Origin of the sequence: Pseudanabaena sp. SR411 (assembly GCF_002251945.1) — a bacterium.
Lineage (GTDB): Bacteria > Cyanobacteriota > Cyanobacteriia > Pseudanabaenales > Pseudanabaenaceae > Pseudanabaena.
Map to the genome: position 1 here is coordinate 15,821 of NZ_NDHW01000184.1, position 12,862 is coordinate 28,682.

Below are 12,862 nucleotides of genomic sequence, written 5' to 3' on the forward strand. Positions count from 1 at the left end.
GGGCGGCGCAAAGCACCGCCCATCACATTAATAAAAATTCCATAGAGATATCCTTCTATACAACATTGGAGATAATTATTATGACAATTGATACCGTTATTCGTGCAGTTTACAAGCAGGTTTTGGGCAATCCTCATGTGATGGAGAGCGAACGTCTGGTTTCCGCAGAATCGAAACTTACCAATGGTGAAATCTCTGTTCGTGAATTTGTGAGAATTGTAGCCAAGTCTGACTTTTATCGCGATCGCTACTTCTCCTCCTGTGCGCCCTATCGCTTTGTAGAATTGAATTTCCTACATTTGCTAGGACGCGCTCCTCAAGATCAGCGTGAAGTTTCGGAACACATCGTCCGTTGTGTCGCTGAAGGCTATGATGCCGAAATCGATTCTTACATCGATAGTGATGAGTACCAAGCTGCCTTTGGCGAAAATAACATTCCTTCCTATCGTGGTAAGGATAGTGCTGCTAATCCTAAGCAGATTGGTTACAACCGTATGTTTGCTCTTGATCGCGGTGCAGCACAGGTTGATAGCGCTGTTCAATCGTCACAACTAGTATTTGCGGTTGCCACCAACAGCGCCAATACCATCAATTCATCTACCGCAACGGTAATTGGTTCTGGCACTGAAAAACGTTTCAAAATCTTGGTTTCTGGCTCCAAATTTGACACCAAACGCCGCATCAGCACCACTGAGTACATTGTTTCCGCAAGCAAGATGACTCCTCAAATCCAACGGATTAACCGCACCTCTGGCAGAATTGTGAGTATTACCGAAGTAATCTAGTTTTTGTCACTATATCCTCAGTAAGAGTCACTTTTCCATAAGGCTACGGGTTCACCCCCCCCTTTAATTCCCCCTTGCAAAGGGGGAAGACCAGAAATCTAGTTTCTTCCCCTTTGCAAGAGGAGGGTTAGAGAGGGGTTAAAGAATGGCTTTTACTGAGGAGCTAATCAAAAGCAAATTAAGAAAACAATCAAGTCTAGGGATTAATGGATATTCGGGAGTTTGTTGAGCAATCAATTGGCAATTGGCGATCACAGCGTAGCGCTCATCATCTAGCTTTTGGGCATTTTGAAGCAGTGCTATCTGATATTGAAATAGTCTCACTTGCTGAGGACGATCCAGAGGCGATCGCCCTGTGTAATTCCTATAACATCGATCCGCAATTGGCAGTTTCTCCATTTCGGATGAGTTGGGAAGGACAATCTGATTGGGAAGATAGCGAAGCGATCAAAGGTACTTGCGTACTGGTTCCCATCCCCGATCCTGAAGATCCACTTCGAGGTAGTCTCCTTCGCGATCGCGGTTATGCTGAAGAAATGGCGGCGATCGGCAAGTATCACTTTACCGACGATGGCACATTTGTCTTAACCACTCCCTATGATCGCGCTTCTGCTGAAGAGAAAATTTGGTTCATTAATCCGAACGTAAGGTGTCGCGTATCCCTGATCAAAACTAGTACTGGTTCTGGCGTGGTTACGGCTTCTTTCTCATCGGAGATTCGTCAAACAGCTAAGGCTTAATAGAATGGATAAATCTGAAGTCAATGACTTAATCACTCTAGCGCGATGGATGTCAGGAGACTTTAGCAACTATAAGCAAGCCTCAGCAAGCCCAAAAGATTACGCCCATATTCATGTGTTCTTCCGTCCATTACCCTTTGATTTTTTCTCTGGAATTGGGCTTTATTCTGAACAGGTCTATGACTATGATCTCTGGACTCCCTATCGTCAAGGTGTACATCGTTTAGTTTCGCAGGGCGATCGCATTTACATCGAGAACTTTAGTCTTAAAAATGCAATGTTCTTTGCTGGTAGTGGTCGCGATCTCAGCATCCTCAGGACGATTACCCCAGATGTGATTGAACGTCGTTATAACTGCTCAATGGTGTTTAAACGCAATGGTTCCATGTTTACTGGATCTGTAGAAGGAACTCAATGCTTGATTGAAAAGCATGGCTGCCAAACTTATCTAGATAGTTACGTTGAAGTCACTGAAACCACTTGGCTCAGCCTCGATAAGGGTTTAGACGTAAATACTCATCAACAAGTCTGGGGTTCTACGACAGGGCCTCTAAAATTTGAAAAGAGAGAGAGTTTTGCTAATGAAGTGCCAAATATCTCCAACAGTATCTCCTGAATCTTCTGAAACGGGATTGGTTTATTTAGCTTCCGATGAAGCTCAGCTTGGAGCCAAAATGCTGCCCCCAGAAGCAGAGAAAAAAATGCAGTGCTGGATTCGTAGCCGACATCTAATTTGTTCTGGCAATTTATATGTCTTTGAAACTGTAGATTATAGTGCTGTAGAAAGATTTGCCGAATGTGTTACTGCTCTAGGCGGAACGGTTATTGCTGTTGATGCCGTCGATAAAGTTTGGATTGGCGATCATCGTCAAGTCATTCTCTATCGCTCGAAAGCAAGTCTACACACACCACATCATAAACTTAAGCCCTATTGGATTAAATATGGAAATTTTCGGACAAGATTCGATCAAGGCGTCTAAGTGAAACGTGGACTCATGTTACATTTCATGAATCTCAGCTAATGGTCTAGGCTTTAAAAACTAAAGATGCAATGATTAAGATCCCTAACTTTTTAAATTGTTAACTGATGTTACGTGGAATCCTCATCTCCCAACCCTTTCTGCCGCAGGAGAAGGGGAGCAAAACCCATATTTTTCTTATCCCTCTCTCCTGCGGGTGAGGGGCTAGGGGTGAGTGCTGTAGAAACTTCCACGTAACACCAGTTGTTAAGTTGTATTTAATTTGTATTCTAAAATTATTTAAAAAATTATGTTTGATGTCCCTGAACTTACCTCCCTCGAACTCGCAACTCCTGAGCAACTTACGGAAATGATCACTGACTTAGAGAGCTATCGCGAAAGGATCGTCAGTGATACGCTAGCAATGGCTCAAAAAGCAAAAATCATGAAATCTCAAGCATTGGCTAACTTGGAACCAAATCTGGCAAAAATTGATGCCACTATTGAGTCGTTACGTCAGCAAAAATCAAAAGCAACTGAAGCGCAATAATTTACACTTGTCTCTGAACATCTGCACAATGGAAAATTCTATTCTCGAAATTCAAGCAGCAAACGATCTTCTGGTCGCAAAAGTAAACGATCAAATTTCTTTTGGTACTTTTGATGATAGCGATTCCCAAACTTTAGAGCAACTAGTAGAAGGATTGGGAGATCAGCGTGGGTTAGTCAGACTGAGATTTGCTGAGACTTTGGGCGAAATTGGTGAAGCTGCCACTCCATTCTTGATGAAGTCTTTAGCTAACCATGAAAATGTTGTGGTACGTCGCGCTGCTGCCAAAACGCTGACGATTATTGGCGACCCCATCGCTGTACCGACTTTACTACATTCTTTTCTCAATGATCCCGATACCGTAGTCAGAAGTTCCGCAGCAGGGGCTTTAGCCAAAACGGGAGAAGCATCCGTGCCAGCATTGCTGGAAGTTTTAGGAGATGAGCATCAATCTCAAGATATTAAAGGTCATGCAGCTTGGGCTTTAGCATTTATTGGATCTGAAGGTGCTGAGTATTTGTATAAAGCCTTAGATTCTGCTTCCCTTGATGTTCGCTGTGCCGTAATTGGCGCGATCGGCCATGTGGCTCAGGAACAGTCGGACGAAAAGTCTTGCAATTTGTTGGTGGCAGCACTCACCGATCCAGAAGCAATCATTCGGGCTGAAGCGGCAACAGCATTGGCACAAGTCAATTATCCACCTGCGATTTCGCATCTAATTTTGGCTCTGCAAGATACGGATCTGGATGTACGCAAAGCGGCGGTCAATTCTCTCGGTAAAATGGGCAATCCGATCGCATTAGAACCTTTGCAAAACTTACTTGATGACAAAGAGCAGGTGATTAAAGTATTAGCAAAACTTGCGATCGCCCAAATTCATCGGCAAGCAGAAGAATATTAATCAAAAAATGGGGCTTGCACTGCAAGCTCCATTTTTTATTGTTGTTTGTGTTCCACTTTAAAAATTTCTTCGATAGGTTTGGAGTCGATCGTGGGAGACGACAACGATTCGTGCATTTAAGGGACATAAAAGTAGGTTTACATCTCAAACAAACAGGTCTATAGCTTTTTTCAAGTCAATCTGAGTTTAACGATTAACGATATTAAAAAAACGTACGTTTTTTTGGTACACCTCCTTATGTTCCTCTAAGTCTGATTTTAGGTAGTTCTGAGCTACTTTTTTGCACCAAAAAACTCATCTACGAAATCATAGTACCAAACTCGTCATATGGATTGAGTTGCGCGATATAGCTGTAGCCATTCTTGTTAGGACATAAAACCCAAATAGTGTGAGGCGGCGCGAAGCGCCGCCTCACACTATTTGGGTTTTGATTTGTCCTGATACAGGTGGCTATAGCTATACTAACTTTTAACGGCTGATTATCAAACAATACTACGGACAAAGGTAGGCAGAAATGGAGCCGTAGTTACAAAGCTTGTGGAAATTAACGTGAGTTCAGGTTAAGAAGCAGAAGGCAAAGCCCACGACTATGCAAAGAAGGCTTCTTTGGTTGGTGACAATMAGCAATAAGCCCACAAATGAMWTTGATCAGTGCCTTGATGGGACTGCGATGACGAGAATGTTCAATCTGTGAAATATTTTTGRGTTGGTCAATGATCGTCTCAATGATTGAGCGTTTGCGAGCGAGAAACTTATCAGTCAAGCGCATCAAGCGATTTTTCATATTGCGCTACGGACAGACTTCGTTGCCTGAAGCCTTAAAGGTGGGCGCATTGATCGAAGAAACGGATATAAAAGATTGGCGCGATCGCCTGAATACAACTGCTAATCCTCAGATTAAAGCGACTTATGGATATTTGCTCCAAGGTTCCTACAATCATTTGCAAGCCTTTGTGAGACAGATTGAGCGACAAGGTGGATCTTATATTCCTCAAGTTCTTTCACAGCAGGAGCTTACAGAGATTTTGGCTCAGGGACATCGCTCTGGTCGGCGTTAGGCATAAATCTTATCGCTATACAGACAATTGAGGCTTTGAGTAGTACAGAGAAATTTTGGGAAGCGGCGCTCCGCGCCGCTTCCCAAAATTTCTCTGGTTTTAATTAAGCGCAAAGCGCTATATTTACTCGTTCATATTCTTGTAAGTGGCGACCGCAGATGGCGATACGCGGCTGAGATAGCAGAAAATCCAATATTTGAAAATTGAATCTAAAATCACAGGGAAAGTCGCGATGAATAGGTAAATAAAATCTCTGTTTTCGGGTATGCCCAAATGCCTGAGCAGCCCTTCCATAACTACTTCCCATCCGTGCGAAGAGTGGAATCCTACAAATACATCAGTGAATAAAATAATCAAAAAGGCTTTTGCACTTTCATTTAAACCATAAATTTTTTCATCTAAAAAGTCTTTGAGGATCTCCACGCTTCTTGTGCCAGCGATCAGAATCCATGCAAATGCGATCGCGGAAAGGAGATCGGCAAAAATATTTTGCAAAGCATTGGAGCCTTCATGTTCGCTCTTTCTAGCAACTTCGATACTTTTTTGATGCACCATCTTTTCCACATCTTCTGGAGATAGATTTGGAGTTTTACCGATATTTATCTCAAACTTAATCTTTTTCTCAAAAGCCTCAACTTCTTCAATCGCTTCTCTTTCTAACTGCGAATTAAGTGAAATCTCGATCAGGTTAGTAGCTTGAAAATGAGAGAACAGAGGTGAAAAAATAAAATTCTTAGCAATTTGTTGAGTCAGTAAGGGAACAATAATTAAAATTGCTAGAAATTTTAACGCTCTTTTGGTGCGATATCGTGAGAGCTGAAACTCCTTAATCGCATCGGCTTCTGTATTTACTCTGCGTTCACGATTGTATTTTGTAAAATTAGGGAAAATTGATCGCAGTAAAGGTACTGGCTTATTTACTAAAATTTCTGGTTCGGGTATTGGTTTAGCGACTACTTTTGGATCAAGATCTAACGATTGACTAACCTCCGACAACCGATCAAGACCATTAAAATCCTCGATCAAGATTTCCGATTCCTTATATCTGGCTAAAATCTGATCCACTACCGCTAACTTATTGAGGATTTGTTTTGCTTTTTGACTGGTTTGGTCTTCAGGATTTGACGCGATCGCATTAGCCATCCGAAACTCGGCTAAACTCCACTGCATTTTACGTAACAACTGATGCAGCTTTGTTTGAAAATAGGCTGTTGTTGTATTACCCTCTAGCTGATGGGTTGCGTTAGCATCGATCTTGTTGCCATCAAAATATTCTGTTTCCAAATCTTGAATTGCGATCGCCGATTTAAAAGCTCGATCTAGTGATCGCAAATGCGTATCACGAAACCATCGATAAATATTACTGGTAAAGACTTCAACAGGTGTTGGGGTAATTAATTTCATAGGACAGCGATCGCAAAAAATTAATATCTGGTATTAATCACTAACTTAGTTACTCACTAATGGCTAAGGAGAGCTACAGATGAAAATGCCCAACCAAAGCAATTGTGAGCTTAGCTCATTATATTATTATATAGTAATGTAATTGCAAATATTTAACTAAGCTGAAGCAGCCTCTCCTATTACGTTTTGTGATCTTAGCCAAGTTGAGAATGTACTAGCATTTGCATACCGATCGGTTGATTAACGAGATTGGCAATTACTGCACATTTGACCTTGAATAGGAAAAAGATATTGCTGGGATTATTACTAAGCGTCTCAAAATTTCCTTGCCCTTTAGCAATAATCAAATCAGCCTCAGCAAAGTTGCGTCGTTGAGTACTGGCGAACCTCGGACAACTAGGGTCACTCGTTCTGGTGGAACTTGTTTAATTATTTGTTCCACTGAAGTTGAGTCGATATGTCCTGTTTCTACCTTGACATCTTATTTCGCTACCCTTTCAGGCTGATTCCTAAAAAGGAATCAATTTTTTAGACTGAGATCGATATTGATCATAGTCAGAGAATTTAGTACTCAGCCATGATTCTTCTTTTCCCGCTTTGATGTCAAAAAATAGTAACAGGATCATTGCGCCGATCGCATGGGCAAGACTCAATTTCCAACAACTATAGGCGATCGCTAGAAAAATCACACCGCTTGTCTAACCAACGCATACACACCACCAGTCACCAATTCACCATCATGTTTTGGGTGTGGCAAGGGCGTAAGATTCGTTCCTAACTCAAGGCTGCCCGAAAATAAAAGAAGCAAGGCTATTAGCCCAAAAATTCCCGTCAATACCCAATCTGCATATTTCCAGATTGGGGATAAATCGCTCAAAGCGATCGCGGGATAAACGGACAGCAGCGCAAAGCCAACGGAGAGAACTGTCTGCCCAAGCACCCAATACTCGCCTTTCTCACCGCGCCACCATTGGGCTGAAAATCCCCATTCTTTGAGTTGATTCATATTCTTATATTATTTTTCTAGAAATTATTGTAAGTGGTCTAAGCAACTAACTCAGCCATCAGTTCCGCAACAGGAATAATCCGTTCCGCTCTACCAGCATTACTGCCTGAAAAGATAAGCCCATTCTCAATATCACCTCGCGCCGCTTTGTCCAACACCTGAATGATGCAGTAATGTTTCTGCTCATCTCGGCATTTACAATGATGCAGACAACTTGCCAAGCAACGTTTATTGAGATCGGGAGAACCTGCGATCGCCTTTTCCACAAAAGTATTTCTCAATGCCCGTCCCGGCATTCCCACAGGGCTAGAGATAATCACCACATCTTCGGGTTGAGCATGAAGGTGAAACTCTTTATAGCGAATATCCGCATCACATTCATCGGTGCTGATAAAGCGCGTGCCAATCTGGACTCCACTAGCACCTAATGCCAACATGCGATCGATGTCATCCCGATCCCATACACCACCTGCGGCAATTACGGGAATTGATTTTCCCAGTTCCTGTTGCAGATAGGTCACTAATTCGGGGATGACTTGTTCAGCCTCCAAAGTGCGATCGCCTAATTCCTCTAATTTCGCACCTAGATGCCCACCTGCGGAATTGGGATTTTCTACGATAAAAGCATCAGGCAATTTTCCGTAATTCCGTTCCCATTTACGGCACATAATTCGCGCAGCACGGGTGCTAGAAACGATTGGCACTAGTGCGACTTCTGGATAGTCGGCAGTAAATTCTGGTAATTGCATGGGCAATCCTGCCCCAGAAATAATTAAATTTATCCCTTGCTCAGCCGATGTACGCACTAAGGTTTCATAATCTTGAGCTGCAACCATAACATTGACAGCCAAAATACCATCGGGGCTGAGTTTACGCGCTTTTTGAATTTCATCGATTAGCGCCAGTCGATTTGCTTCAAAAAACTGCTCTCTTCGTTTACCAACATTAGTCTGAGTGATATCAAAATAGGGTGAATTTAGTCCTAAAGCAACAGCAGAGATCACTCCAATACCACCCGCATTAGCAACCGCCGCCGCCAGATTCGCTCCCGAAATACGAATACCCATTCCTCCCTGAATAATGGGATAGTGAGCAGTATGTTGACCGATTTGCAGAGATGGTAATGTTAGCATCTTCAAAGCCAGAGTAGAGTTTTGTCTCTAGTATATAACAAATAATAACTATATAGTTATAAACTAGTCAAAAACAGCAATTCTCATTATGAAACCGATTTTGGTGTTGTCAGCGCCTTCGGCGCTGACAACACCAAAATCGGTTTTTTGAAAGCTCGCCTACGGAGAGCTTTCAAAAAACCGATTTTTATAATGAGAATTGATTAGCTAAAAAGTCCTCCTTATGGAGGGCTTTTTAGCTAATCAAAGAGTCGCTCTTTAAGGATTAACCGTTAATAGCTGGAGATTTCATGCCGATCGGAGTTACATCAAGTGCTGCCAAATCAAGCGGGAAGTTATGAACATTGCGCTCGTGCATCACTTCGATACCCAAGTTAGCGCGATTGATCACATCTGCCCAAGTAGGTACTAAATTTCCTTGGCTGCTAGAAATGGAGTGGTTGAAGTTAAAGCCATTCAAGTTGAAAGCGAAGGAACTTACACCCAAAGCGGCAAACCAGATGCCAACTACTGGCCACATTGCTAAGAAGAAGTGCAAGCTACGGCTGTTGTTGAAGGATGCGTATTGGAAGATCAAGCGTCCAAAGTAGCCATGGGCAGCCACGATGTTGTAGGTTTCTTCTTCCTGTCCGAACTTGTAGCCAGCGTTTTGGGATTCATTTTCAGTGGTTTCACGAATCAAGCTAGAGGTTACAAGGGAACCATGCATAGCAGCAAACAATGCACCACCGAATACACCTGCGACACCTAACATATGGAAGGGATGCATCAGGACATTATGTTCTGCTTGAAGCACAAGCATGAAGTTGAAAGTACCAGAGATTCCCAAGGGTAGACCGTCAGAGAATGATCCTTGTCCCACAGAATATATGAAGAGTACTGCGGTTGCTGCTGCTACAGGCGCAGAATAGGCTACGGCGATCCAAGGACGCATACCGAGGCGGTAGGACAATTCCCATTCACGTCCCATATAGGAGAAAATACCAAGCAAGAAATGGAAGACAATCAGTTGGTAAGGTCCACCGTTGTATAACCATTCATCAAGACTGTCAGCTTCCCAAATGGGGTAAAAGTGCAAGCCGATCGCGTTCGAGGAGGGAACAACGGCGGCGGTAATCAAGTTGTTGCCAGCGAGAAGGGAGCCAGAGATAGGCTCACGAATACCATCAATATCGACGGGGGGCGCACCGATGAAGGCGATGATGAAACAAGTGGTGGCGGTAAGCAATGTGGGAATCATGATAATCCCGAACCAGCCGATGTAGAGGCGGTTTTCGGTGCTAGTGACCCAATCACAAAATTGATCCCACACCGACGCATTGTTGCGTCTTTGTACTGCTGTTGTCATATCTATTGTATGTGAGGTTTGTTAAGTAGATTGGTTGCTTTGAATATCAATATATAACCAATCAGTTATACAACTATACATCATAGAAAGAGGTTGTCAACATAAATCAGTTGTCAGAATGCTAAGAAAAGATAAAGGCTGGTCATGGAAGAGAAGAACATTTTGTGATTAGAGGGATTTGCTATAAGTCTTACTGGTAAAGTCATTTAGCCTGTATATATAGCTGCCGTTGCTTGTGTTAGGACAAAAGCAAAACCCAAGAAGAGAATGGCGGCGCTTCGCGCCACCATTCTCTTCTTGGGTTTTATGTACTAGTACACTTGGCGACAGCTATAAATATAGGGATTGAGATAATAAGTACTTGTGCAAAATAAATTACCAAACCCGTAAAGTTGCGCCCCGCAGGGACGCAACTTTACGGGTTTGGGTTTGCAATTAAAAAGTATGCAGAATAGCCATAATGAAAGCTTGCCTCCTATAGCCACGATCTACCCAAATCGCTGATAAACGTGGAAATTGGTCACAAATTTCATTCAACTTTTCTAAAAGCATGGTCGCACCCTTGCGGTCATTAAGATTTGCCGCAGTCACAACCACCATCATCAGCAAACCCAAAGTATCCACCAGAATAGAGCTATGCTCAGTTGCCTTCATCGAATGGACAACCCCTCCAGCCTTATCAGGCAAAGCGCCAACGTCGCTTTGAAAAGTTTTGTAAACTGCGTTATGCTCAATATATTTTATTTCAATCATCTTCAAAAAGCAGAGAGAACATTTTGTGGACTAAATAATTTTGCGCGGTAGAAATTCATCTAAACAATATCGGCGATCGCATTTACAGGTAGTGAGAAGGGAGTAATACCAAAACATAAAATGGCGTAACCATTTTGTGTTTTTAAAACCCTTACTGGGTTTGGTTTTTAATTCACGAAAGTGTGGCTACACTTTCGTGAATTGGTATAACATGAGATGAAATTTTGGTAAAGAATAGAGATTGACTTGTATAGCTGTAGCCATTCTTGTTAGGACATAAAATCCAAATAGTGTGAGGCGGCGCGAAGCGCCGCCTCACACTATTTGGGTTTTGATTTGTCCTGATACAGGTGGCTATAGCTATAGCTACTTCACCACACTAAAAAATAAGCGATCGCTTATTAAGACGATCGCTCGTTAAATTTAATTAGAGAATTTTTACTTATTTGCTACAACTGCCTTGCTTTTAGCTTCGGACAATGTAGGGAAAGAAGATTGCTCAGCAAAAGTCTCGTTATTCCTGATCAAAGCAACTTGCTCATGGGCAAGACGCATCTGTGAATTAATCGCAGTTGTCGTTGCGTCATAGAGATTAGTTGCCATTTTGGGATAAGCACCGATCGCAATAATTGGTACTAAGAAGCAAACTGCAATAAACACTTCGCGAGGTCGGGCATCACTAAATTCAGCTTCACTAGGCAAAACGCAATTTGTACCGAAACAAACTACATCTTGGTTACCTTGAGCCTTGAGGCTGATGTCCGAAATATCGCAAGAAGGATTGATATCACAGGTGGGATTCGCATCGGAAGCGTAGAAAATCTGACGCAACATCGACAGCAAATAAATTGGTGTAAGAATCACTCCAACTGCGGCTAAAAATACCGTCACTGTTCGGAAGGTAGAGCTATAAACATCACTGGAAGTCATCCCGACAAAGATCGAGATTTCACTAGCAAATCCACTCATCCCAGGAAGGGCAAGGGAAGCCAACGCACCAACAGTAAATAGCGCAAATACCTTAGGCATTACCTTACCGATATAACCCATCTCGGTCATTAACATCGTGTGGGTGCGATCATAGGTGACACCTGCGAGGAAGAACAATACAGAAGCAATTAAACCGTGAGAAAGCATTTGCAACATTGCGCCACTGATACCCAAGTCAGTGAACGAAGCAATCCCGATCAGCACAAATCCCATGTGCGACACCGATGAAAATGCAAGGCGGCGCTTCATATTGACTTGGGCAAAGGAATTCACAGCACCATAAACAATATTAATCACACCGAGCATCGCCAAAACTGGCGCAAAATAAACATGGGCATGGTCAAGTAATCCCATATTCAGTCGGATTAAGCCATAGCCACCCATCTTCAGTAATACACCTGCCAAAATCATCGATACGGGAGAAGATGCTTCACCGTGAGCATCGGGTAGCCAAGTATGGAGAGGGAAAATCGCCAGTTTGACTCCAAAGGCAATTAATAAACCTGCATAAAGTGGAAGCTCTAAGGCAATAGGGAAATCTTTGAGAGCTAGCTCAGCCATGTCAAAGGTGAGGTTGTTACCGTAGAGTGCCATCGCTAAGCCAGCAACTAAGATAAAAATGGATGCGGCAGCGGTATAAAGCAAAAATTTGGTAGCTGCATATTGACGTTTCTGACCTCCCCAGATCGAAACGAGCAGATACACAGGAATTAGCTCAACCTCCCACATGATGAAGAACAGCAGTAAATCTTGGGCAACAAATACACCGATTTGCGCGGCGTACAGTACCAACATCAGGAAGTAAAACAAGCGAGGTTTGATATTAACTTGCCATGCTGCGAAGATGGAAAGCGTGGTGACAAGTCCTGCCAGCAGCACTAGAGGTGCGGAGATGCCATCAACTGAAACTGCCCAACTAAGACCTAATTGGGGTATCCAAGTGTACTTTTCCGCGAGTTGAAATGTCGCGCTGCTCGGATCGTAGTTTTTCCAGAAGGCATAGCACATCAAAATGAAGTCAGCGATGCCTACCCCTAATGCATACCAACGTACAGTTTTGCCTTCTTTGTCGGGCAGTATGGGTATAAGTAAGGAACCTACGAGGGGCAGCAGGACGATCGCGGTAAGCCAAGGAAATTGGGCTGATGTCATGTCAATGAGTCTAAATACTTACTCTAGGGAATATTAAGTATTGTACTAAACTTTACAAAGTTTTAAGCATTATTGTTTTCGAT

15 protein-coding genes and 2 pseudogenes are annotated in these 12,862 nt (G+C 42.8%); 8 read left to right on the forward strand and 9 right to left on the reverse strand.

Annotated elements, in window-relative coordinates:
- Positions 1-80 precede the first annotated feature (80 nt).
- From B9G53_RS19250 to B9G53_RS19275, 6 genes are all read left to right on the forward strand, one after another.
- Complete coding sequence (locus B9G53_RS19250; RefSeq protein WP_094535088.1) at positions 81-785, forward strand: phycobilisome rod-core linker polypeptide; 705 nt, start codon at positions 81-83, stop codon at positions 783-785.
- A gap of 206 nt (positions 786-991) precedes the next feature.
- Complete coding sequence (locus tag B9G53_RS19255) at positions 992-1,525, forward strand: phycobiliprotein lyase (protein WP_094535089.1); 534 nt, start codon at positions 992-994, stop codon at positions 1,523-1,525.
- A 4-nt stretch (positions 1,526-1,529) separates the two neighbouring features.
- Positions 1,530-2,141 (forward strand): chromophore lyase CpcT/CpeT, encoded by a 612-nt coding sequence (locus B9G53_RS19260; RefSeq protein ID WP_094535090.1) that lies wholly within the window; start codon positions 1,530-1,532, stop codon positions 2,139-2,141.
- Positions 2,142-2,199: 58 nt separating this feature from the next.
- Entirely contained in the window at positions 2,200-2,505 is a 306-nt protein-coding gene (locus B9G53_RS19265; protein ID WP_094535175.1) for a CpeR family transcriptional regulator, read from the forward strand.
- A 289-nt stretch (positions 2,506-2,794) separates the two neighbouring features.
- Complete coding sequence (locus tag B9G53_RS19270; protein WP_094535091.1) at positions 2,795-3,034, forward strand: hypothetical protein; 240 nt, start codon at positions 2,795-2,797, stop codon at positions 3,032-3,034.
- 28 nt (positions 3,035-3,062) lie between these two features.
- Positions 3,063-3,935 (forward strand): HEAT repeat domain-containing protein, encoded by an 873-nt coding sequence (locus B9G53_RS19275; RefSeq protein ID WP_094535092.1) that lies wholly within the window; start codon positions 3,063-3,065, stop codon positions 3,933-3,935.
- 544 nt (positions 3,936-4,479) lie between these two features.
- Here B9G53_RS19275 and B9G53_RS19280 read toward each other — a convergent pair.
- Positions 4,480-4,722 (reverse strand): annotated as a pseudogene (locus B9G53_RS19280) (transposase); the annotation flags it as partial.
- Between B9G53_RS19280 and B9G53_RS19285 the strand changes: the two are divergent.
- The gene (locus B9G53_RS19285; RefSeq protein ID WP_254923744.1) at positions 4,661-4,993 is read left to right on the forward strand and encodes a DUF2202 domain-containing protein; all 333 of its coding nucleotides are present in this window, start codon (positions 4,661-4,663) and stop codon (positions 4,991-4,993) included. The pseudogene B9G53_RS19280 and the gene B9G53_RS19285 sit on opposite strands and share 62 nt — an antisense overlap.
- A gap of 123 nt (positions 4,994-5,116) precedes the next feature.
- Here the strand turns inward: B9G53_RS19285 and B9G53_RS19290 are convergent, their stop codons facing one another.
- From B9G53_RS19290 to B9G53_RS28670, 7 genes and pseudogenes are all read right to left on the reverse strand, one after another.
- Positions 5,117-6,397, reverse strand: coding sequence for a hypothetical protein (locus B9G53_RS19290; protein ID WP_094535095.1), 1,281 nt, complete (start codon positions 6,395-6,397; stop codon positions 5,117-5,119).
- Positions 6,398-6,591: 194 nt separating this feature from the next.
- Positions 6,592-6,744 carry an ARMT1-like domain-containing protein gene (locus tag B9G53_RS19295; protein WP_094535096.1) on the reverse strand — a complete coding sequence of 51 codons (153 nt, stop codon included), beginning with the start codon at positions 6,742-6,744 and terminating at the stop codon, positions 6,592-6,594.
- Positions 6,745-6,906: 162 nt separating this feature from the next.
- A complete protein-coding gene (locus B9G53_RS28660) occupies positions 6,907-7,086 on the reverse strand; it encodes a hypothetical protein (RefSeq protein ID WP_254923737.1) in 180 nt (59 codons plus the stop codon).
- Positions 7,083-7,403 (reverse strand): hypothetical protein, encoded by a 321-nt coding sequence (locus tag B9G53_RS28665; protein ID WP_254923738.1) that lies wholly within the window; start codon positions 7,401-7,403, stop codon positions 7,083-7,085. The genes B9G53_RS28660 and B9G53_RS28665 overlap by 4 nt, the downstream gene beginning before the upstream one ends.
- Before the next feature lie 38 nt (positions 7,404-7,441).
- Positions 7,442-8,536: a nitronate monooxygenase family protein gene (locus B9G53_RS19305; RefSeq protein ID WP_094535097.1), complete on the reverse strand. Its 1,095-nt coding sequence runs from the start codon at positions 8,534-8,536 to the stop codon at positions 7,442-7,444.
- Positions 8,537-8,801: 265 nt separating this feature from the next.
- Positions 8,802-9,884: a photosystem II q(b) protein gene (psbA, locus tag B9G53_RS19310; RefSeq protein ID WP_094535098.1), complete on the reverse strand. Its 1,083-nt coding sequence runs from the start codon at positions 9,882-9,884 to the stop codon at positions 8,802-8,804.
- 435 nt (positions 9,885-10,319) lie between these two features.
- A pseudogene (locus B9G53_RS28670) lies at positions 10,320-10,514 on the reverse strand (transposase); the annotation flags it as partial.
- A gap of 415 nt (positions 10,515-10,929) precedes the next feature.
- On the opposite strand from B9G53_RS28670, the gene B9G53_RS28675 reads away from it, so the two are divergent.
- Positions 10,930-11,058 (forward strand): hypothetical protein, encoded by a 129-nt coding sequence (locus tag B9G53_RS28675; RefSeq protein ID WP_254923739.1) that lies wholly within the window; start codon positions 10,930-10,932, stop codon positions 11,056-11,058.
- A gap of 17 nt (positions 11,059-11,075) precedes the next feature.
- Here the strand turns inward: B9G53_RS28675 and B9G53_RS19320 are convergent, their stop codons facing one another.
- Entirely contained in the window at positions 11,076-12,779 is a 1,704-nt protein-coding gene (locus tag B9G53_RS19320) for an NAD(P)H-quinone oxidoreductase subunit 4 (RefSeq protein WP_094535100.1), read from the reverse strand.
- Between the last annotated feature and the right edge of the window lie 83 nt (positions 12,780-12,862).